Origin of the sequence: Sideroxydans lithotrophicus ES-1 (assembly GCF_000025705.1) — a bacterium.
Taxonomy (GTDB): Bacteria; Pseudomonadota; Gammaproteobacteria; order Burkholderiales; family Gallionellaceae; genus Sideroxyarcus; species Sideroxyarcus lithotrophicus.
In genome coordinates, this window is the sequence record NC_013959.1 from 721,236 (window position 1) to 742,158 (window position 20,923).

Sequence of the window (20,923 nt, forward strand, 5' to 3'; positions counted from 1 at the left end):
CCGAACCCATGAATTTTCATGACTTGAAATTATTTTGGTTTGGATCATGTGAAGAGAAAGAATCCTCACGGAGGCTAAAATGAAGATTCGGTACAATAAAAACGAAGTTATTGCAGCAGCCAGATATGTTGTGGAGAACAAACCAAGTTCAAAAATACCATCGATGATTCCTTATACTGATCGAGGTTATCTACCGGAACGCGGAGCAGTGGATGAAATTCTAAGAAATATACGGACTCTGGCCAGAGAAAATAAGGAAGTATTCGAGGCTGTTCGACAAAAACTTGCTTTTGGTGATACGAAAGTTGAACCACTTTTGCAGAAGTGGGTTGAAGTATTGGGAGTAGGTGGATATTGGATTATTGCCGAGATAGAAGGCGATACTGTAATTTTTTCAGTTGCGGTATCGCCTTGGTTCGGCGACTTTCGCGTTATCGAAGAAGAGATTTAATTGAAAAATCCGGAATTGACGATTTCCGGCCGTTGTCTGTGCATGATCGCATCTTGTTATGGTGCAACTCGGATGCGGTGTTGGCAGACATCAATCCAAACATTTGCGTAGCAATATCTCATCGTATTCCGGTGTCACCAACCCCTGGATCGGGCCGATCGGTTGGAAGCCAAGGCCCTGATAGAAATCCAGGGCCTGGTGATTGAACGACGAAGCCACAACCCACAGGTTCCTGGCTTCGCGACGCGCTTCTGATTCGGTCCAGGCCAGTATCTGTTTGCCGATACCTTGTCCCCGGTGATCCTGGGATAGGCCCAGTAGTTCGATGTAGGGACCGCGCAGCCAGGGATAGCGCACGCAAATGACTCCAGCCAATTTGCCATCAACAGAAACCGCGTATCGGTATAGCGAGGTGTCATCGCGCATCAAATATTTCGCCAATGCTGCGGCGGAGAATTTCAGGGTTTTCCACGGCTCTGAAATCGAAAGCATCTCTGCTATTGCCAGGGCCTGCTCATCGGTCAACGGGCTGGTCAATCGGCAGTTGGCAAGGTTCTCTGTGGTTTTACCAAACGTTTTTTGCGGTGCGTGTTTGCTCATCGATTTTTCTGCCTGATATTTTTCAATTTCAACTTGCTGCGATAGCTTGTCCACTTTGTCCGGGCTTGGCCCGTTTCTTCAGCGAGAGCGTCAATTTGAATCTGGCAACCGGTTCAAGGCCTGATGACGGGACGGTGGCAATGACCTCGACCTGCCGCTCGACCCGCTCATCAGATGCTGCAGCCTGGGCGACCAGATCGGCGATCTCCTTGCCCTGACTACAGCAAAATTCCACTTCACCCTCGGCGCGCTTGAGGAACCCAGCATTGAAATCCTTGAACACGAGCGCGATGTGTTCCGGTTGCCGCCTGATCAGGTACATGGCGAGCGCTCCGGCTGCGCAGTCGGCACCGACACATAACACGCCGAAGTACATGGAGCCGAGGTGATTCCTGGTCCTGCGCCGCAGTGGGATCCTGACCACCATCCGCTCAGGCGAAACTTCCGCGACTGAAATGCCAACATAGGACAGCAGGGGGATCTTGGTGAGCCCGAACCAGCGCAGCGAGAAGCTCTCCCGTGTTCTTTCAGTGAACAGTTTGCGTAACCGATTCATTGATTGGACGGGTGGGCTGACATGCAAAAAGGCCGGTGCGGAATTTGTTCGCTCATGGCGTTCACTCTAAACACTCCCTGAATCGAGCGCAACACTCGAAGGCATTCGCCGCTACGACAAGTGGCGATGTTTGGTCGAGTGAAGTTGAATCAGCGCCCCTCATGCCCATTTGACAATGCCTCTCTTGACGCCATATAGTTGCGACAGAACGAACGTTCTGAGTCGATTGGGGGAGTCGAAAGAGCGTTGGCAATGATGCGAGTGGACTGGGATCGAATGAAACATGAAGTGGCAAAAGGCCGGGGTGCGACGCTGCAGATCGAGGGGCGTTTCGAGAGTGCGGTGCGCGAGCGTATCGACGACGGCTGGAGTGCTGCAGACGAAGAGTTGCCGCCATTCAGAACGACAGTGACAGTGGAGCGCGCAAAGAGCGTGATCCAGCGCCACGATTCGCCGGACCTGCCGCTCGACCATACGCTCAATGCCTATCGCGGCTGCGAGCACGGCTGTATCTATTGTTATGCGCGGCCTTCGCATGGTTACCTGAACCTTTCGCCCGGACTGGATTTCGAGACCAGACTGTTCGCCAAGCCCGATGCGCCGAAGCTATTGCGCGCTGAACTGGCGAAGCCTTCCTATCGATGTTCGCCCATCGCGCTGGGTTCGAATACCGATCCTTACCAGCCGATCGAACGCGAGTGGAAGATCACGCGACAGATACTGGAGGTGCTGGCAGAGTGCAGGCATCCGCTCTCCATCGTGACCAAGTCGGCGCTGATCGAGAGAGATCTTGATTTGCTGGCGCAACTGGCGCAAGACGGCCTGGTGCAAGTGTTCATCTCCGTCACCACGCTGAACGCAGAGCTGGCGCGCAAGCTGGAACCGCGCGCAGTTTCGCCGCGTCGCAGATTGCAGGCTATCGAGCGCCTCAACCTGGCGGGCGTGCCGTGCGGCGTGATGGTCGCGCCGGTGATCCCTTTCCTGACCGATACGGAAATGGAGAATGTGCTGCAGGCGGCATACGACCACGGTGCGCGCTCAACGGCCTATACCTTGCTGCGTTTGCCCTATGAGCTGAAAGACCTGTTCAAGGATTGGCTTGCTACGCATTACCCGCTGAAAGCGGAACATGTGATGAGCCGCTTGCGCGAGATGCGCGGCGGTCGCGAGAACGATCCGGAGTTCGGCACGCGCTTTACCGGAAATGGGTTGTTTTCGCAGCTGCTGTCCAGGCGTTTTGACCTTGCATGCGAGCGCTTGGGATTCAATCGCGGGCAGCTGGCGCTGGATACGACGCGCTTCATCAAGCCGAATCGGCATGGGCAGCGTAACTTGTTTTAGCAGAAGCAGGGGCGTGATTAAAAGTGGAGCGGCATTCTTGTTTTATCAGCTTGGCGGGGTGAAGCGAAAATACCACCACACTAGTTCGACGGGTTGATCGAGTCGGCTATGGTGATCGCGGCGATCATGGGCATGGTTCTTTCGATCAGCCAATAGAAAACCTCAGCTACTCTTGATTTCGGTGCCTTCATTTTTCACCTTGGATGGGCATTTCTTTTAGCGCTTTTCCCGGCTTGAATCGCGGATGGTATTTGGCAGCAACCTCAATCTTCGCGCCAGTCTTCGGATTGCGACCATTGCGCGGTTTTCGGTAATTCAGGCCGAAGCTGCCAAAACCGCGGATCTCCACGCGATTGCCTTTCGAGATGGTCGTTGCCAATTTATCCAGGATGACCCTCACCCCAAGCTCGACATCTTTTGCCTGCAGGTTCGGCGTTTGTTCGGCCAACTTGGAGATCAGGTCGCTGCGATTCATGGAAGTGTCTTTCATCCTGTGAAAAAGTGGGCATCCCGGAGGATGCCCAAATGGGTGGGAGAAACATGAAAGTAGCAGAACACTGATCTGCAGCACTTTCAGTTGATCAGTCAGCAAACACTGTGCCAAGATATGTGCCACTATTTATCAATAGCTTAGCTTGGTAGTGGAGGGCAGGCAGGGAAATGGCCGCACCAAGAAGCGGCCTGGCGCACAGCTTTGGTGAACAATTCAGATATGGAAGCAGGGTGGCTCTGGATCGGCGCCGTCATTCCCACTTGAACACATACGCGCCGATGGCCATGAAGATCGCGCTCATGACGGTGAGCGTCCAGATCTGCGGCATCACCTGGGACAGCGTGGCGCCCTCGTTCATGATCGCGCGTGCAGCAGTGATCATGTGGGTCAGCGGGAAGATCAGCGACAGCTTCTGTACCCAGACCTGGGCTCCTTCCAGCGAGAACCAGGCGCCCGACAACAGCATCATCGGCCAGGTCACGATATTGAGGATGCCGCCGGCCAGTTCTTCGCTGGCAGTGCGCGCCGCAATGAGCAGGCCGATGGAGATCATGCACATCGCGCCCAGTGTCGCGACCAGCAACAGCGTCCAATAGGAGCCCTGCATGTTGAACCGGATGAAGAGGTTGCAGCCGCCATAGACGATGGTGGTGACCAGCATGATCAACAGCAGGCGCGAGACCAGCTGCGCGAACAGGAACTGGAAGGCTCCCAGCGGGGTCGCTTTCAGGCGTTTGAGGAAGCCGTTCTTGCGGTAGCGCACGATCACGAAGCCGACGCCGAACAGGCAGGCGAACATCATGTTCATCCCCAGGATGCCGGGCAGGAACCAGTCTACATAGCGTATCTCCGCGCCTTCCACGGTCTGGCGTTCGAAACGGTGCCCATCCGTACCCCAGACGATGCGTTCGAGCAGGTAGCCGTTGGGGGAGCTCGAATTGATCCAGTATTTCGGCGCACCGCTGACGTCGATCAACATGTCCATCTGATGGTGTTCGACCTTGCCGACGGCGACATGCAGGTCGTCGTAGGGAATGTACTGGATGAACTTCGTCGACTGCAGTGCCGGGGCGACGCTGTGCAATCTGTCGAGCCCGCCCACGACGCCGATCTTGTAGATCTCCTTGTTGTTGCCGGAGAAGGTAAATGCCAGGCCGATCACCAGCATGAACGGCATGGCCAGGTTCCATGCCAGCGCGGAACGGTCGCGCAGGAATTCCATGTTGCGGGCGTGCAATACGGCGAGGAACTTCTTCATGGGCTGACCTTCTTTCCGGTCACGTTGATGAACAGGTCTTCCAGCGTCCATGCGCGGATGCGCAGGTGATCGAGATTGACGCCGTTTTCGATCAGTTGCTGCAGTGTGTGGTGCAGGCGGTTGGTCCTGATCTCGTGCATGTCGCCGGCCTGGATAGCGCTCAGACCCAATCCGCCAAGCTTGCCTGCCGCGTCGGTATCCGGGATCTGCAGTATCACGTCGCCAAAATGTTCGGACAGCAGATGCTGTGGCGTACCCTGCGAGACGATACGCCCCTTGTCCATGATGGCGATCTCGTCGCAAAGCGCATAAGCCTCTTCCATGTAGTGCGTGGTCAGTACGATGGTCTTGTTGCGCGACTTGACCAGTTTGACCAGGTCCCAGAAATTGCGCCGCGCTTGCGGGTCGAGTCCGGTCGTGGGTTCATCCAGGAAGATCAGCTCGGGATCGTTGATCAGGGCCAGGGCGAGCAGCAGGCGTTGCCGCTGTCCGCCGGAGATCTTGCGGGTGTCGCGATCAAGGATATCCGCCAGCGAGCAGAGTTCGATCAGTTCGGCAATCGGCACGGTGCGGTGATAGAGCCGTTCGAACAGCTCCAGCGTCTCGCGCACCGTCAGGAACTCCTGCAGCGCAGTGTGCTGGAACTGTATGCCTACCTCTTCGCGATACCTTGCCCCCAGTGGTTCGCCTTTGTACAGCACCGTCCCGCTGGTCGGAAGGTGGATGCCTTCCAGTATCTCGATGGTCGTGGTCTTGCCCGCGCCGTTGGGGCCGAGCAGACCGAAACAGATGCCGGTGGGTATGGCAAGGTCGATATGGTCTACAGCAAGGACGCCGGGGTATTGCTTGACCAGATCGGTGGCGGTGATTATGGGAGGCATGTCGCAATGGTCCGGCTGTTGAGAGTCACTGTTCGAGCAAACGTTTTTTGTCCAGGTGCCGCTGCAGGCCGTGCACCAGATTCTGGGTCAGTTGCGCCTGCAGTTCTTCCCATGGCACGGTGATGCCGAGTTCGATGGCCTGGGTGACGCGCAATCCTTCGTAGCCGCAGGGATTGATGTTGTCGAACGGAGACAGGTCCATGTCCACGTTGAACGACAAGCCATGGTAGCTGCAACCCTTCTTGATCTTGAGCCCCAGCGCGGCGATCTTGGCATCGCCGACATACACGCCGGGCGCATCCTCGCGGCCTTCCGCTTGTGCTCCATATTCCGCCAGCAGGTCGATCACGGCTCGCTCCATCAGGCGTACCAGTTCGCGCACGTTGATCTTCCAGCGGTGCAGGTCGAGCAGCAGGTAGGCGACGATCTGGCCGGGGCCGTGGTAGGTGATCTGGCCGCCGCGGTCGATCTTCACCACCGGGATGTCGGTTGGATTAAGCAGGTGCTCCGGCTTGCCTGCCTGGCCTTGCGTGTAGGTGGGCGGGTGCTGCACCAGCCATATCTCGTCCACGGTGTCGGCGCTGCGCTCGGCAGTGAAGCGCTGCATGGCGCGCCAGGTCGGTTCGTAGTCGACCATGCCCAGTGCTTTGATGTGGATTAATGGGTGTTGCATGGAGCATTCCTCCTCTTTACCTCCTTACCAAGCCTTATCCGCTTTGGGGGGAAAGGGTTGGCGAGGAAGGCAATGTCTATTACAGCACCATTTTGACCATCGGGTGCGAAGTCAGATCGCGATACAGATTGTCGAGCTGTTCGCGCGAGGTGGCGCGGATGACGCAGGTAAGGCTGATATATCTGGCATTGCTGCTGCTGCGCATCTCGATGGTCGCGCTGTCGAAGTCGGGCGCATGCGCCTGCACAACTGCGGCGACGGCTTGCGCAAAGCCTTGCTGCGCTTCCCCGAACACCTTGAGCGGGAAATCGCAGGGATATTCGATGAGGGATTCTTTGGGGTCGATCATTTGCGCATCACGTCCCGTTTGAAAGCCTGGTAGAGCGGATGCAGTCTGGCGAACATCGCGCCGGGCCTGCCGTTGCCCACGGGTTTACCATCGAGTGTGGTGACGGCAAGCACTTCCTTGGTGCTGGAGGTGAGCAGCAGTTCGTCGGCGCCGAACACCTCTGTTTTCGTTATGCGCCGCACCTCATACGGGATGCTGTTGGCGGCAGCGAGCTCAAGGATGACATCATAGGTGATGCCGGGCAGCATCAGGTTGTCCTTGGGCGGCGCCAGCAGTTTGCCGTTCTTCACCACGAAGATGTTGCTGGCGGCGCCTTCGGTGAGGAAGGCGTCGTCGCGGATCAGGATGGCTTCGGCACAGCCCGCCTCGACAGCAGCCTGCCGCAGCAAGACGTTGGGCAGCAGCGCGATGGACTTGATGTCGCAGCGCAGCCAGCGATTGTCGGCAACGGTGATGCAGGCGATGCCGCTTTGCAGCAGTTCCGCAGGAGGCGTGGTGAGCGGGTTGCTCAGCGCGAATACGGTCGGCGGTACCGGCGGGTTCGGGAAAGCGTGATCGCGCTTGGCGACGCCGCGGGTGATGTGCAGGTAAATGTATTGGTCATCCGGCTCGTTGCGGGCGATGAGTTCGTAGAGGACGTCTGCCCACTTGTTCTCGCTGTGCGGGTTCTTCAGCTTGATGCCGTCGAGACTGTGCTGCAGGCGCTGCAGGTGCTCCGCAAGGCGGAAAGGGCGGCGCGAATACACCGGGATGACTTCGTAGACTCCGTCGCCGAAGATGAAGCCGCGGTCCAGTACCGACACCCTGGCTTCTTCGATCGGCATGAATGAACCATTGAGGTAAATGGTCATGCTTACTCCTTTACTGGAACAGCAACCGGATGTTGTCCACTCCGCGCGAGAATACGTTCGCCAATGGTATATCTTCCAGCGCGACCACGGGCAGGTCGAGGAAGGGTTTGTCGCTCAGGGTCAGGTGCAAGGTGCCGATCTGCTGGCCGCGGTCGATCGGTGCAAGTATCGGTTGCTTTGTCTCCAGCGTGGCTTTGAGCGCATCGCGTCGGCCTTTGGGTATGGTGATGTAGCGATCCGCACGAAAGCCGATCTCGACTTCTTTTGCGGTGCCTTTCCAGACATATTTGCTGCTGACCAATTGATCCTTGGCATAGAGCCTGATCGCTTCGAAATCCTGGAAACCGTAGTTCAACAGGCGCTGGCTTTCGCTGCTGCGCAGCTTCTCGGTTGCGGTGCCGATCACCACCGAGATCAGGCGCCGTTCGTCGCGTTTGGCCGAGGCGACCATGTAGAATTCCTCGGATTCGTTATTGCCTGTCGCCAGCCCGTCCACAAAGGGGTCCATCCATAGCAGACGATTGCGGTTGAACTGGTTGATGCCGTTGTATTGATATTCACGCTGCGAGTAGATGTGGTAGTACTCGGGGAAATCTCGCACCAGCGCGGCAGCGATCAAGGCCAGATCGTGCGCACTGCTGTAGTGCTGTGCATCGGGGGTGCCGGTGGCATTGACGAAATGCGTATCCTTCAGCCCCAGCTGCTGCGCCTCGTTGTTCATCGCGTCGGCCAGCGCCATTTCATGATTGGCGAGAGTCTCCGCCAGCACCCGTGCAGCATCGTTGGCGGACTGCACGATCAATCCGCGCAGCAATTCTTCAACTGACACCTCCTTGCCGGCAGTCAGGTACATGCGCGGCTCATCATTTTGCATGCGCGTGGCATAAGCCGATGGCAACAGTTTCCGGGTAAGCGATAACTTGCCCTGCTTGATCGCGCTGAACACGACATAGGCCGTCATCAGTTTGGTCAATTGGGCTGGCGGGATATGCGCGTTGGCGTTCTGTTCCACCAGGAATTGCCCGCTGGTGTAGTCGTACAGTGCGTAAGAATTGGCAGCGAGGATGGGTGGAGAGGATGACTGCTCTTGCTCTTGCGAAAATGCCAGCGTCGGCAACAGTGCGAATAGAAATATCAGGGCGCGTTTCATGGAATCTGGTCGGATAGCTATGGGCGGATTATAGCAAGCACGGGCCTTGGCTGGCGGCGGACTAGGGATGGCATAGATATTTTCCGGCGGGATATAGGTACGGTCTAGTCCGTATGGCATATTGCCCTTGCTTTTTGCCGGAGATAAAAAGGTCGCCCCCACAGTGATGGTCAAGGAGAACAGGATGCAACTAATCAGCGAAAGACTCGGCCAGGAAATCGGCAAACTGCCCAACCGGATCGATCAGGCGCACGCTCCATCTTTCATCGGGATAGATTTCGTGGAAGTCGCTGAGTCCCATGTGCTGTTCTTCGGGCGGGTCAAGGATTTCGTGCATGGTGAATTGCCTGAGACAAAAGCCGATCTGGATGAACTGGGACAGAGTTGCAAGCTGGAAGAATGGTTGCAAGGGTTCGGCGCATCGCGCTTCGGGCAGTTGACAGCCTTTGGCCGCCTGCACGATGCCCATGCTGAATTTCACCGCCACGCCACTGATGTGCTGGAACTGATACATGCAGGGAGCTGGATCGCCGCCGAGCATTTGCGCAAGAGCGAATTGGCCCAGGCGCTGCGCAGGGTATTGATCACGCTCACAGAACTGAATGAGTCGATCAAAAAGCAGGCATGGGGCGTCAGCTGAACGAGTTGGTGAACTGCGCAGCCTGATTTGCCTGTTCCACTACCTGTTCCGTGATTTCGTCAGCCCGGTCCGGGTCTATGCCCAGCGCCTCCCATTCCTCGGGGGCGACATAATTTCCCACATACTCGCGTACACCCAGCTGGGGGAGCAGCCTTTCGGTGATGTTGACGATGCGCACCAGCGGTTGTCCCTCGGCCGCTTCTGCGACATCCGGTGTGTGGTGGTAACGCAGCACGGCGACGACTTCGCTCGGCAGGTTCCAATGTTTGGCCAGCTCCGCACCCAATTCGTCGTGCGTCATTTCCAGCAATTCGCGCTCCACTTCGATGGCAAGCCTGTCCGGCTCGATGACGAATCGCGTATGCAGATCGTCGCTGCGTTGTGTGTCCAGATGCGCCAGCGCCAGATAACCGATGTCGTGCAGCATACCGGCCAGAAATATCTGGTCGTCTTGCGGCCGGTTCCTGGCGGGCATGGCGCGCACCACCGGCAGCATGCCGAAAGCCACGCCCATGTTATGCAGCCAAAGTTCCTGCGGGTCGAACCGGCCGATGGGTTTGCTCACCAGCGACATGACCGCGATGCCGGTGGCAACCGACTTTACCCGAGTCAAGCCAAGCAGCATGGCCGCATCCTTGACGGCGGCAATCTTGCGGGTGGTGCCGAGCAGCGGGGAGTTCGCCAAACCGATGATCTTGGCTGAGATCATCGGGTCCTGCGAGATCAATAGCATCATCTCCCTTTCGCCTTCATCGCTATCCAGTTTGAGCGCCATCAGTTTTTGCGCGATGACGGGCATCGCGGGGAGCGAATTCAGGTTGCGGACGGCTTGGCGGAGGTCTATGGGTGCGTTCATATGTTATGTGCCTGGTTCTTGGCTGATCTAATGTCTGCGGGTCTGGAAGCCATTCTAACCCGAACCGGACGGTGCATGCAGTCCGGAACCACTGCTAGAGGCCGATCGGCCGTTTCGACAGCTTGCGTTGCAGGGTGCGGCGGTGCATGTTGAGGACGCGTGCAGTGGCGGAGATGTTGTCGCCGTTCTCGTGCAGTATCCGCTGGATGTGTTCCCATTCGAGGCGTTCGACCGAGGCGGGATGTGCCTCGAGCGGTACGTCGGTGCTGGGGTTGTGGCCGAAGGCGGCCACGATCTCGTCGGCATTGGCGGGTTTGGAAAGGTACTGCGTCGCGCCCAGCTTGATCGCTTCCACGGCAGTGGCGATGCTGGCGTAACCGGTCAACACCACGATGCGCGTGGCCGCGTCGAGTTCGTGCAGCTTCTGTACCAGCACCAGCCCCGAAGCGCCGTCCATCTTCAGGTCCAATACCGCGTATTCCGGGGGATTGGCGCTGGCGAGCGGCAGCGCCTGCTCGACGCTGTCTGCGGTCGTCACCGCGAAGCCGCGCTTCTCCAGCGCGCGCGAAAGCACGCTGCGGAACGTCGCATCGTCGTCTACCAGCAGCAATGAAGGCATTTCGGACAGATTCATGCTGACAGCTTCCTTAACGGCAGGATCACTTCCGTAGTTGCGCCGCCGCCTTCGCGATTGGACAGGCGCACGCTGCCGCCCAGCCGCTCCAGCGTGGCGTTGGCGAGGAACAAGCCCAGTCCTCGCCCCTCCTGCTTGGTGGTGAAGAATGCCGAGCCGGCGCGCGCGGCTGCTTCCGATGTAAGACCCGGCCCCTGGTCATGTATCTCCAGCGTGATGTTCGCATCATCCCATCGCAGCAGGATATCCATCTCGTCCGGCGAAGCATCGGCGGCATTGTTCAGCAGATTCAACAGGGCCGAGCGCAATGCCAGGTCGGCGCGCAACCTGGGTGAAGGTTGCGCGCCACTGACTTGGAACCGGTAATGCACGGTCGGCCGCAGTAACTGCCATTCGTCGAGCACGTTGCGGATGAACTCCTCCAGCGACAATTCGCTGCTGGTCTCGCGGGCGTGCGAGAGCAGGGTGTCGAGGATGCGTTTGCAGTTCCTGACCTGTTCGTCGAGGATGATCAGGTTGTCCTGTTGCTCGGGCGAGGTGCACTCGTTGCGCATCTCGCCGATGACGACCGACATGGTGGAAAGCGGTGTGCCGAGTTCGTGTGCGGCCCCTGCCGCCTGTGTGCCCAGTGCCACGATGCGCTCGTTGCGCAAGGTCTCTTCCCGCACCCTGTTGAGCTGTGCATCGCGAATGCGTACTGCGCGGGCCATCTCGACAACAAAATATGCCACCACCAGCGCACTGATGACGAATCCCAGCCACATGCCGAGGACGTGTTCGTTGAATGCATTCTGCATGGGGGACGCGGTCGGCATATCGTGATGCATGTGATCCATGCCTTGCATCGCAACGGACATGGATTGACTTCCCGGGATCGGCACATACCACACCATCAGCAGGCTGTAGCACGCCAGCGTCAGCGAGGCCATGCCCCAGGTGAAGCGGCGGGGCAGCGTCGCGGCGGCGATCACCAGCGGCAACAGATAGAGCGAAACCAGGGGGTTGGTCGAGCCGCCGCCGTAATAGAGCAGCACTGTCAGGACCAGCACATCCACACTCAGTTGCAGGAACAATTCCAGGTTTCCCACCGGAAAATTGAACGACAGCCGCCACCAGGTCAACGTGTTCACCACGGCCAGAAAACACACTGCAGACAGCATCGGCATCCAGGCGAAATCATGGCTGATGAAGCGATGGATCAGGATCAGTGTGGCGAACTGCGCAATGATGGCGCCGTAGCGCAGCAGGATCAGTCTGCGCAGATGCGTATGACCAGTCTGGGCGGCGAGCAGAGAAGAATTCATGGGGCTGGATTCTACCGGAGTCCCCGTGCACGAGGGGTGCGGCAATATGCCGCAGGGATGGCGCGAAATTAATTCTTACAATCCGCGCCGGTTTTACCTCTGGTCAATCTTATGGAGATTCTTGCAATGAACTTGAAGCTGAAAATGAGTGTGGCCGCTGTCGCACTGGCGATGGGTAGTGCAGCACAGGCCGCCGAAACTGCCGCCTTGGACGAGGTGGTGGTGACCGCCCCCCAGAGCGCGGAGCCGCTGACCGTGAAGACCAACCCAAAGAAGCCGCGCCAGCCGGTTCCGGCGCATGATGGCGCGGATTACCTCAAGACCATCCCCGGTTTCTCGGTCATCCGCAAGGGCGGCACCGACGGCGATCCGGTGTTCCGCGGCATGGCGGGTTCGCGCCTCAATATCCTGCTGGATGGCGAGCAGATACTGGGTGGCTGCGGCGGCCGCATGGACCCGCCGACAGCCTACGTCTTTCCCGCTTCCTATGACCGCATCACCTTGCTGAAAGGCCCGCAGACTGTGTTGTACGGACCTGGCAGCTCGGCGGGTACGGTGCTGTTCGAGCGTATTGTGGATCGTGCCGTGCAGGCTGAAACGCATGCTCACGCTTCGCTCATGCTGGGCAGCTTCGGGCGCAATGACGAGATGCTGGATGCGCAGACCGGCAGCTCCAGCTATTACCTGCGTGCAGGTGCCACCCGTTCGCATTCCAACGATTACCAGGATGGCAGTGGCAATATTGTGCATTCCCAATACACTCGCTGGAGCACCAATGCGGCGCTGGGCTGGACGCCCGATGACAACACTCGTCTGGAACTGACGGCAGCGAAAAGCGATGGCAAGGCGGCTTATGCCGACCGTGCCGTGGATGGCTCCAAATTTGCGCGCGACAACGTGGGGCTGAAGCTCGACAAACGGCACATGGGCGGTGTGCTGGATGGGGTGGAAGCGCAGGTTTACTACAACTACATCGATCACGTGATGGACAGCTACAGCATGCGTGCGGGTAACCCTGCCTCCACGATGGCGGCCATGAACCCGGATCGCAAGACGACTGGCGGGCGCTTGGCAGGCACGCTGCAGTTGGCGGATGCGACCCAGCTCAAACTGGGGCTGGACGCACAGAACAATGTGCACACCAATCGTAGCGGGGCGGCACCGGGCTACATTGGCGACTACACGCTGCAACCGCGAGTGAAGGACGCCGAGTTCAAAAATGTCGGTGTATTCGGCGAGCTGCATCAGGATATGAGCGAGTCCAGCCGCGTGGTCGCAGGTTTGCGCGCAGACAGCTGGCAGGCGACGGACTATCGCACGACAGTGGTTCGCGGGATGACTATGGTGGCAAACCCTACTGCCAACCAGACACGCAAGGAAACACTTTCCAGCGGCTTCGCGCGTTATGAACACGATGTTTCTGTTGCGTCGACCATGTATGTCGGCCTGGGACGCACTACCCGCGCGCCGGATTACTGGGAGCTGTTCAATAAGGAAAGTCTGACCACGGCCAGTGCATTCAATACCAATCCGGAAAAGACCACGCAACTGGATGCTGGGCTGAATTACCGCGAAGGTGGGCTGTCCGGTTCACTCTCGGCGTTCTACAGCAAGATCACTGACTTCAATCTGATCCAGTCCGGCGTCAATAAAGGTACGGTAATGATGCCGGTGTACGTGACCGTCACGCGCAACGTGAATGCCACGACCTATGGCGCCGAAGCGGGCATGGCATGGCAACTGGCTGACAACTGGAAGATCGACGGCAGCCTGGCGTATGTGCACGGCAACAACGATACCGACGGCACTGCGCTGGGGCAGATCCCGCCGCTGGAAGGACGTCTCGGCCTCAACTACGACGACGGGACATGGTCGTTCGGGGGGCTGTTGCGTGCAGTGGCCGCCCAGAATCGCGTCGCGGTGAATCAGGGCAATATCGCCGGACAGGACATCGCTGCCACGGGCGGGTTCGGCGTGTTTTCGCTGAACGGTGGCTGGCGTGCCAGCAAGGCAGTGCAAGTGACCGCAGGTTTGGATAACGTGTTCAACAAGACCTACGCGGAGCACATCAGCCGTGCCGGCACCATGGTGGCAGGCTACATACAAACCACACGCATCAACGAGTTAGGGCGCAACATGTGGGTAAAAGCCAACTTCGATTTCTAAACGGATAAATCAGGCTAAAATATCGCGCCGCATCGGAAGATGCGACGCGTTTTTTATTCAGGAGAAAACATGAAAAAGATTCTGTGTGCAGGTTTGCTGGCGATACTGGTTGCGGCACCGGCTTATGCCGACGATGTGAAAGTGACTAAGGCATGGGCCCGTGCCACTGCCCCGGGACAGGACACTGCCTCGATACAACTGACCATCACCAGCAAGAAGGACGCATCTTTGGTCGGCGTGGAGAGTGGGTCGTCGCAGAGCGGAGAGATACACAGCATGGTCATGGAAGGCGGCGTGATGAAGATGCGCGCGCTGGACTCTCTGCCGCTGCCGGCAAAGACGCCCGTCACCCTGGGGGAAGACGGCAATCACTTGATGCTGATCGGTTTGAGAAAACCGCTCAAGGCCGGACGCAAACTGCCGTTTGCGCTGATAGTGAAATTTGACGATGGCCGCACTGCCACCATCAGGGTATTGGCTGCCATCAAGCCGCTGGATACGGCCAGTGATGCTGGCCATATGCAAATGCATATGCAACATTAACAGGCAATGCCAACTGGAGCGAAGTGGCGAGAACATCATCAATAGGGGGCAGACATGTGGCGCAAACTATTTTGTGTGAGTCTATTGCTGGCAGGCAACGCCTGGGCGGGCGCGAACGATGTGATCGTGGACAAGGTCTGGTTGCGCGAGAGCGTGCCGGGACAAACCTCCGTCACGGTGCAGATGAACCTTACTGTCAACAAGGCTGCGCGCCTGCTGTCGGTGAGCAGTCCGGTCGCCGCGGCAGGAGAGATACAGGACGTGGTTATGCGCAAAGGCAAGCTGCAGACCGGGAAGGTCGACAGCATCAGGCTGAATGCGCACAGCACCACGCTTTTCGGCACCCGCGGCATGTATCTGGCCCTGGTCGGCCTGAAGCAGCCATTAAATGCGGGTGACCATATCCCTTTGAGCCTGGTGCTGGAGAGCGGCGGGAAGACTTTTACCGTCGATACTTCTGCCGAAGTCAGGGCGCTGGAGTTGAGCTATCAGCATTACAACGACCCGACTGTAAAAGACCACAGGTAAACGTCGACTGCGTTGCAATATAAGGCGGCCTTGGGCCGCCTTTGTTTTGCCCTTGAAAAAGCGTCCGGCCGCCCGCAAATTGTGTATGAGCGGGGTCCTTCCCGTAATTCAAGAACTCAAGAAAGGAGAAGAAAATGGCCAACATCACCAGATTCAGTCCGACCAGCGATGTCTTGGATGATCTGTTTCGGGGATTCTTTATGCAGCCGGTGCATTTTGAGGGGCAGCCGGAGATGCGGATCAGGATGGATGTGAGTGAGGACGACAGGGCTTACAAAGTCTACGCCGAGATTCCCGGCGTGAAAAAGGAAGATATCCACGTGAATATCGACGGCAACCAGGTGTCGATCAGCGCTGAAGTGAAGAGCGAGAAGGAAGTCAAGGAAGGTGAAAAACTGCTGCGCAGCGAGCGCTATTACGGCAGTGTTTCCCGTGACTTCTCGGTGGTGCAGGATGTGGACGAGGGCACTGCCCAGGCGAAGTATAGCGATGGCATATTGGAATTGACGTTGCCCAAGAAGAAAGCCGCGTCGTCCAGAAAACTGGTCATCCAGTAAGCGTTAACTTCTGTGCGAACGGGCGGCCAGATGCCGCCCGTTTCGTTTTTGGATGCGGTAGAATGCGCGCAGATTTTCGAAGGAATCCACATGCCATTGACCGCCGCCACTGCCGCCCAGAAAGCCCACACGCTGTCCGAAGCGCTGCCCTACATCCAGCGCTTCTTCGACAAGACCATCGTCATCAAATACGGCGGCAACGCCATGACCGACCCCAAGTTGCAGGAAGGTTTCGCGCGCGACGTGGTGCTGCTCAAGCTGGTCGGCATGAATCCGGTGGTCGTCCACGGCGGCGGTCCGCAGATCAACGACCTGCTGCAGAAGGTGGGCAAGAAGGGCGAGTTCGTCCAGGGAATGCGCGTCACCGACGAAGAGACCATGGATGTGGTCGAGATGGTGCTGGGCAAGGTCAACAAGGATATCGTCAACCTCATCAACCGTTACGGCGGCAAAGCTGTGGGGCTGACCGGACAGGATGGCGCGTTCATCCGCGCCGAGAAGCTGCTGCTGGAGAGCAACGACGAGCCGGGCAAGATGCTGGACATCGGCCTGGTCGGAGACATCAACAAGATCGATCCTTCCATCATCACTTTTCTTGATTCCGGCGATTTCATCCCGGTCATCGCGCCCATCGGCGTGTCACCGGATGGCGAGACGCTGAACATTAACGCCGATGTGGTGGCGGGCAAGCTGGCGGAAGTGCTGCGAGCCGAGAAGCTGGTGCTGCTCACCAATACGCCCGGCGTGCTGGACAAGAACGGCAAACTGCTTACCGGCCTGACGCCGAAACAGATCGACGGCCTGGTGAAGGATGGAACCCTGTCCGGTGGCATGCTGCCCAAGATCGGTTCGGCACTGGATGCGGCGCGCGGCGGTGTGCGCGCAGTGCATATCATCGATGGCCGTGTGGAGCACGCTTTGCTGCTGGAAATTTTGACTGACGAAGGTGTGGGTACTCTCATCAAGAGCAAGTGACTGGATGAGATGTTCGGAGAAAGTGAAAATCCAAAAGTTCTAAGCCTGACTAGGCGTGCGAGAAAAATCGCAGCGCAGCATATGCGGTATATGTAAGCAAGGTTTTTTGAGCACAACGACGTATGGCGACGAAATATTGGATTTTTGATCTCGATAACACGCTGCACAACGCGACGCCGCACATTTTCCCGCACATCAACCGCAGCATGACGGCGTATTTGCAGGAACATCTGCAGTTGAGCGAAGATGAGGCGAATGCATTGCGGGTGGATTACTGGCAGCGTTATGGCGCCACGCTCACCGGTTTGATGAAGCACCACGGCACCGATCCGGATCATTTTCTGTGGCACACTCACCAGTTTCCGGAGCTGTACAACATGGTGTTGCGCGAACCGCGTTTGCGCCATGTGCTGAAACGATTGCGGGGCAGGAAAGTGGTGTTCTCCAATGCGCCGGAGCATTACGCGAAGGCTGTGTTGAAGCTGTTGCGCATAGACGATCTGTTCGAAGATGTCTTCGCCATCGAGCATTCACGCTACCAGCCCAAACCGCAGACCGCCGGTTTCCGGCGCCTGTTGCGCAAGCACCGCATTCAAGCGGCACAATGCGTGATGGTGGAAGACAGCGCAGAGAACCTGCAGACCGCCAAGCGTCTGGGCATGAAAACCGTGTGGGTGAACGATGCGCTGCGTGCGCCGAGTTATGTGGATGTGAGAATACGCGATGTACTGGAGCTGCCGCGCGCAGTCTCCAAACTCTAAGGGGAGAAAACGATGGCAGCCAAACAACCGGGTGAAAGAAAACTGCAAATCCTGCAAACCGTCGCCGAGATGCTGGAGCAGCCCAAGGGCGAAAAGATCACCACGGCGGCACTGGCGGCGCGACTCGACCTGTCCGAAGCCGCGCTGTATCGGCATTTCGCCAGCAAGGCTCAGATGTTCGAAGGCCTGATCGAATTCATCGAACAGACCGTGTTCGGGCTGGTCAACAAGATCACCAGCGAAGAGCAGGACGGGTTGAAACAGGCCGAAGGTATCCTCGCACTGCTGCTCGGTTTTGCCCAGAAAAATCGCGGCATGACGCGTGTATTGATCGGCGATGCGCTGGTGAACGAGGATGAGCGCCTGCAACAGCGCATCAACCAGCTCCTCGATCGCATCGAAAGCACCCTCAAGCAATCGCTGCGCATCGCCACCACCCAGGGCAAGCTGGCTGCCGATGCCGACATCGGCGCGCATGCCAACCTGCTGCTGTGCTATGTCGTCGGGCGCTGGAACCAGTTCGGCAAGAGCGGTTTCACGCGCGATCCGATGGCGCAGTGGCCGCAGCAGTGGGAACTGCTTTCCGGAAAATAATTCCGGATTGCTGGAGGACGAAAATGATCCTGATACTGGATGCGAGCACGCAAACGCAAAGCGCCGAGTACCGGCAATTGATGGCCCACCTGGCTGGCCTGCAGGGGGTGCAGGCGCGCGTGCATACCGAGCTCGGTGCAGAACAGTCACTCACCGAGATATACCTCATCGGCAACACCAAGTCGCTGGACATCGAAGACATGCAAAGCCTCCCCTGCGTGGAGCGCGTGGTGCGCGTGTCGCAGGAATACCGCATCCTGGGGCGGCATAAGGACGATAGCCGCCCGGCATATTTCGACTACAACGGCGTGCGCTTCGGGCAGGACACGCTCAATGTCTTTGCCGGGCTCTGTGCGGTGGACAGCGCCGAGCATGTGGAGATCATGCTGCGTGCCTTGCGCGACAACGGACAGGTGTGCACCCGCATGGGTGCTTACAAGCCGCGCACCAGCCCTTATGCATTCCAGGGACACGGCAAAAACTGTCTGCCGTATGTGTTCGAACTGGCTGGCAAATATGGCATCAAGGTGATCGCCATGGAGATCACTCACGAATCGCATTTGCATGAGATCGGTGAAGCACTGCACCAGACCGGCAATCCGACCGGCGTGATGTTGCAGATCGGCACACGTAATACACAGAATTTCGAGTTGCTCAAGATCGTCGGCCGCCAGCAGCGATTCCCCGTGCTGCTCAAACGCGGCTTCGGCATCACCCTGGACGAATCGCTGAACGCCGCGGAATACCTGGCTTCCGAAGGCAATCGCAACGTGGTGTTCGGCCTGCGCGGCATGAAGACCAACATGGGCGACCCGCACCGCAACCTGGTGGATTTTGCCCATGTGCCGGTGGTGAAGCGGCTGACGCGCATGCCGGTATGCGTCGATCCCTCCCATTCGGTGGGCACGCGCGCAGCCTCTCCCGACGGCATCCTCGATATCATGCATGTCACTGCGCAAGGCGTGCTGGCCGGAGCGAACATGGTGCTGGTAGATTTTCATCCTGCGCCGCCGCAAGCCCTGGTGGATGGCCCGCAAGCGTTATTACTGAAAGAACTGCCGCATTTCCTGGAAGACGTACAGGTTGCACGCGAGGCTTATCTAAAACGGGTGAGCCTGGTGCAGAAGTATCGGGATCAATGAAATTCGTGGCTAAATAGATGTTTTGCAGGATATTGACTGAGCAATTGCGATGGAGCAAAAAATGACTGACAAGTTGATCATATTCGACACAACCTTGCGCGACGGCGAACAAAGCCCCGGCGCATCCATGACCAAGGAAGAAAAGTTGCGCATCGCGCGCCAACTGGAAAAGCTGGGCGTGGATGTGATCGAGGCCGGTTTTGCGGCGGCCAGCCCCGGCGATGCCGATGCGATCCACAGCATCGCCAAGGTCATCGAGCATTCCACGGTGTGTTCGCTGGCGCGTGCCAACGAGCGCGATGTGCGCGCAGCGGGCGAGGCGATCAAGCCGGCCAGGAAAGGGCGTATCCATACCTTCATCGCCACTTCACCGATACACATGGAGAAAAAATTGCGCATGACGCCGGATGAGGTCGTTGAGCGTGCGGTGGCGGCTGTAAAGCTGGCGCGGGAATACACCGACGATGTTGAATTCTCCGCCGAAGATGCGGTGCGCTCCGAGATGGACTTCCTGGTGCGCATCTTCGACGAGGTCATCAAGGCAGGGGCGACGACGCTGAACGTGCCGGATACCGTCGGCTACAGCATCCCGGTGTTGTGGGGCGAGCGTTTCAAGCAGTTGATCGCACGTGTGCCGAACAGCGGCAAGGTGATCTGGTCCACGCATTGCCATAACGATCTGGGCATGGCATCGGCCAATTCGCTGGCAGCGGTGATGAACGGCGCGCGCCAGGTGGAATGCACCATCAATGGTCTGGGCGAACGCGCGGGCAATGCCTCACTGGAAGAAGTGGTGATGGCGGTGAAGACGCGCCGCGATATCTTCAGCTGTGACACGACCATCGACACCACGCAGATCGTGCCGACCTCCAAGCTGGTCTCCAGCATCACCGGCTATCCGGTGCAGCCGAACAAGGCCATCGTCGGCGCGAACGCTTTCGCGCACGAGTCCGGTATCCATCAGGACGGCGTGCTCAAGCATCGCGAGACTTACGAGATCATGCGCGCCGAGGACGTGGGCTGGGGCGCGAACAAGATGGTGATGGGCAAGCATTCCGGCCGCGCTGCCTTCCGTGCCCGTCTGCAGGAGTTGGGCATCGTGCTGGAAGGCGAGGAGGCGGTGAACGCCGCTTTCGCCCGTTTCAAGGATCTGGCGGACAAGAAGCACGATATCTTCGACGAGGATTTGCAGGCGCTGGTGAGCGACGAGGGAGTTGCGCAAGTGAGCGACCATTACCGCTTGGTGGCGATGGGCGCGCATTCGGAGACCGGATCGTTGCCGGTGGCGCGCGTGGTGATGAGCATTGGCGGTAAAGAGCAGCAAGCAGATGCACAAGGCGGCGGGCCGGTGGATGCGACGTTCAAGGCGATCGAGCAAATCGTGCGCAGCGGCACCGAATTATTGCTATATTCCGTAAACAATATCACCAGCGGTACCGATGCGCAGGGCGAAGTGACGGTGCGTCTGTCCAAGGGGGGCAGGATCGTCAACGGACAGGGAGCAGACACCGATATCGTGGTGGCTTCGGCCAAGGCTTATCTGAATGCGTTGAACAAGCTGGATGCCGGAGCAGAACGGGCTCATCCGCAGGTATGATCGCCTTGTCAAGGAGGCTTGAG

At 58.1% G+C, this 20,923-nt stretch carries 24 protein-coding genes; 12 read left to right on the forward strand and 12 right to left on the reverse strand.

Annotation, left to right across the window (positions count from 1 at the left end; translation table 11 throughout):
• Positions 1-79: 79 nt before the first annotated feature.
• Complete coding sequence (locus SLIT_RS03565) at positions 80-451, forward strand: hypothetical protein (RefSeq protein WP_150102928.1); 372 nt, start codon at positions 80-82, stop codon at positions 449-451.
• Between the two features lie 90 nt (positions 452-541).
• On the opposite strand, the gene SLIT_RS03570 is transcribed toward SLIT_RS03565, so the two are convergent.
• Entirely contained in the window at positions 542-1,105 is a 564-nt protein-coding gene (locus tag SLIT_RS03570) for a GNAT family N-acetyltransferase (RefSeq protein WP_150102929.1), read from the reverse strand.
• Positions 1,080-1,607 (reverse strand): PaaI family thioesterase, encoded by a 528-nt coding sequence (locus SLIT_RS03575; protein ID WP_013028855.1) that lies wholly within the window; start codon positions 1,605-1,607, stop codon positions 1,080-1,082. Before SLIT_RS03575 ends, SLIT_RS03570 begins: the two co-directional genes overlap by 26 nt.
• A gap of 276 nt (positions 1,608-1,883) precedes the next feature.
• Here SLIT_RS03575 and SLIT_RS03580 point away from each other — a divergent pair, with 276 nt between their 5' ends.
• Entirely contained in the window at positions 1,884-2,948 is a 1,065-nt protein-coding gene (locus SLIT_RS03580) for a PA0069 family radical SAM protein (protein WP_041420758.1), read from the forward strand.
• Positions 2,949-3,135: 187 nt separating this feature from the next.
• Here SLIT_RS03580 and SLIT_RS03585 read toward each other — a convergent pair whose 3' ends face one another.
• From SLIT_RS03585 to SLIT_RS03615, 7 genes are all read right to left on the reverse strand, one after another.
• The gene (locus SLIT_RS03585; protein ID WP_013028858.1) at positions 3,136-3,423 is read right to left on the reverse strand and encodes an integration host factor subunit beta; all 288 of its coding nucleotides are present in this window, start codon (positions 3,421-3,423) and stop codon (positions 3,136-3,138) included.
• Between the two features lie 268 nt (positions 3,424-3,691).
• A complete protein-coding gene (locus SLIT_RS03590; protein WP_013028859.1) occupies positions 3,692-4,699 on the reverse strand; it encodes an ABC transporter permease in 1,008 nt (335 codons plus the stop codon).
• Positions 4,696-5,580, reverse strand: coding sequence for an ABC transporter ATP-binding protein (locus tag SLIT_RS03595; RefSeq protein WP_013028860.1), 885 nt, complete (start codon positions 5,578-5,580; stop codon positions 4,696-4,698). The genes SLIT_RS03590 and SLIT_RS03595 overlap by 4 nt, the downstream gene beginning before the upstream one ends.
• Positions 5,581-5,605: 25 nt before the next feature.
• Positions 5,606-6,253 carry a lipoyl(octanoyl) transferase LipB gene (gene lipB / locus SLIT_RS03600; RefSeq protein WP_013028861.1) on the reverse strand — a complete coding sequence of 216 codons (648 nt, stop codon included), beginning with the start codon at positions 6,251-6,253 and terminating at the stop codon, positions 5,606-5,608.
• Positions 6,254-6,332: 79 nt separating this feature from the next.
• A complete protein-coding gene (locus SLIT_RS03605; protein WP_013028862.1) occupies positions 6,333-6,602 on the reverse strand; it encodes an HP0495 family protein in 270 nt (89 codons plus the stop codon).
• Entirely contained in the window at positions 6,599-7,453 is an 855-nt protein-coding gene (locus tag SLIT_RS03610) for a D-amino acid aminotransferase (protein ID WP_013028863.1), read from the reverse strand. Before SLIT_RS03610 ends, SLIT_RS03605 begins: the two co-directional genes overlap by 4 nt.
• 10 nt (positions 7,454-7,463) lie before the next feature.
• Positions 7,464-8,603 (reverse strand): D-alanyl-D-alanine carboxypeptidase family protein, encoded by a 1,140-nt coding sequence (locus SLIT_RS03615; protein WP_049870952.1) that lies wholly within the window; start codon positions 8,601-8,603, stop codon positions 7,464-7,466.
• Between the two features lie 184 nt (positions 8,604-8,787).
• Between SLIT_RS03615 and SLIT_RS03620 the strand changes: the two genes are divergently transcribed.
• The gene (locus tag SLIT_RS03620) at positions 8,788-9,243 is read left to right on the forward strand and encodes a CZB domain-containing protein (RefSeq protein ID WP_013028865.1); all 456 of its coding nucleotides are present in this window, start codon (positions 8,788-8,790) and stop codon (positions 9,241-9,243) included.
• Here the strand turns inward: SLIT_RS03620 and SLIT_RS03625 are convergent.
• The 3 genes from SLIT_RS03625 to SLIT_RS03635 all read right to left on the reverse strand — a co-directional run bounded on the left by SLIT_RS03625 (position 9,236) and on the right by SLIT_RS03635 (position 12,037).
• Complete coding sequence (locus SLIT_RS03625; protein WP_013028866.1) at positions 9,236-10,099, reverse strand: HDOD domain-containing protein; 864 nt, start codon at positions 10,097-10,099, stop codon at positions 9,236-9,238. The genes SLIT_RS03620 and SLIT_RS03625 overlap by 8 nt on opposite strands.
• 94 nt (positions 10,100-10,193) lie before the next feature.
• A complete protein-coding gene (locus SLIT_RS03630) occupies positions 10,194-10,733 on the reverse strand; it encodes a response regulator transcription factor (protein ID WP_013028867.1) in 540 nt (179 codons plus the stop codon).
• Complete coding sequence (locus SLIT_RS03635) at positions 10,730-12,037, reverse strand: ATP-binding protein (protein ID WP_013028868.1); 1,308 nt, start codon at positions 12,035-12,037, stop codon at positions 10,730-10,732. Before SLIT_RS03635 ends, SLIT_RS03630 begins: the two co-directional genes overlap by 4 nt.
• Before the next feature lie 126 nt (positions 12,038-12,163).
• Between SLIT_RS03635 and SLIT_RS03640 the strand changes: the two genes are divergently transcribed.
• The 9 genes from SLIT_RS03640 (at position 12,164) to SLIT_RS03680 (ending at position 20,900) form a co-directional block, all read left to right on the forward strand.
• On the forward strand, positions 12,164-14,203 hold the full coding sequence (locus tag SLIT_RS03640; RefSeq protein WP_013028869.1) for a TonB-dependent copper receptor: 2,040 nt from the start codon (positions 12,164-12,166) through the stop codon (positions 14,201-14,203).
• 69 nt (positions 14,204-14,272) lie between these two features.
• Positions 14,273-14,746: a copper chaperone PCu(A)C gene (locus SLIT_RS03645; RefSeq protein ID WP_013028870.1), complete on the forward strand. Its 474-nt coding sequence runs from the start codon at positions 14,273-14,275 to the stop codon at positions 14,744-14,746.
• 54 nt (positions 14,747-14,800) lie between these two features.
• Positions 14,801-15,274: a copper chaperone PCu(A)C gene (locus tag SLIT_RS03650; RefSeq protein WP_013028871.1), complete on the forward strand. Its 474-nt coding sequence runs from the start codon at positions 14,801-14,803 to the stop codon at positions 15,272-15,274.
• Between the two features lie 134 nt (positions 15,275-15,408).
• Positions 15,409-15,831 carry an Hsp20/alpha crystallin family protein gene (locus tag SLIT_RS03655; RefSeq protein ID WP_013028872.1) on the forward strand — a complete coding sequence of 141 codons (423 nt, stop codon included), beginning with the start codon at positions 15,409-15,411 and terminating at the stop codon, positions 15,829-15,831.
• Between the two features lie 90 nt (positions 15,832-15,921).
• Positions 15,922-16,806: an acetylglutamate kinase gene (argB, locus tag SLIT_RS03660; protein ID WP_013028873.1), complete on the forward strand. Its 885-nt coding sequence runs from the start codon at positions 15,922-15,924 to the stop codon at positions 16,804-16,806.
• Positions 16,807-16,928: 122 nt separating this feature from the next.
• The gene (locus SLIT_RS03665; protein ID WP_013028874.1) at positions 16,929-17,567 is read left to right on the forward strand and encodes a pyrimidine 5'-nucleotidase; all 639 of its coding nucleotides are present in this window, start codon (positions 16,929-16,931) and stop codon (positions 17,565-17,567) included.
• A gap of 12 nt (positions 17,568-17,579) precedes the next feature.
• Entirely contained in the window at positions 17,580-18,161 is a 582-nt protein-coding gene (gene slmA / locus SLIT_RS03670) for a nucleoid occlusion factor SlmA (protein ID WP_013028875.1), read from the forward strand.
• Positions 18,162-18,184: 23 nt separating this feature from the next.
• Positions 18,185-19,303 (forward strand): 3-deoxy-7-phosphoheptulonate synthase, encoded by a 1,119-nt coding sequence (locus SLIT_RS03675; protein WP_013028876.1) that lies wholly within the window; start codon positions 18,185-18,187, stop codon positions 19,301-19,303.
• A gap of 61 nt (positions 19,304-19,364) precedes the next feature.
• Positions 19,365-20,900 (forward strand): 2-isopropylmalate synthase, encoded by a 1,536-nt coding sequence (locus SLIT_RS03680; protein WP_013028877.1) that lies wholly within the window; start codon positions 19,365-19,367, stop codon positions 20,898-20,900.
• Positions 20,901-20,923 lie beyond the last annotated feature (23 nt).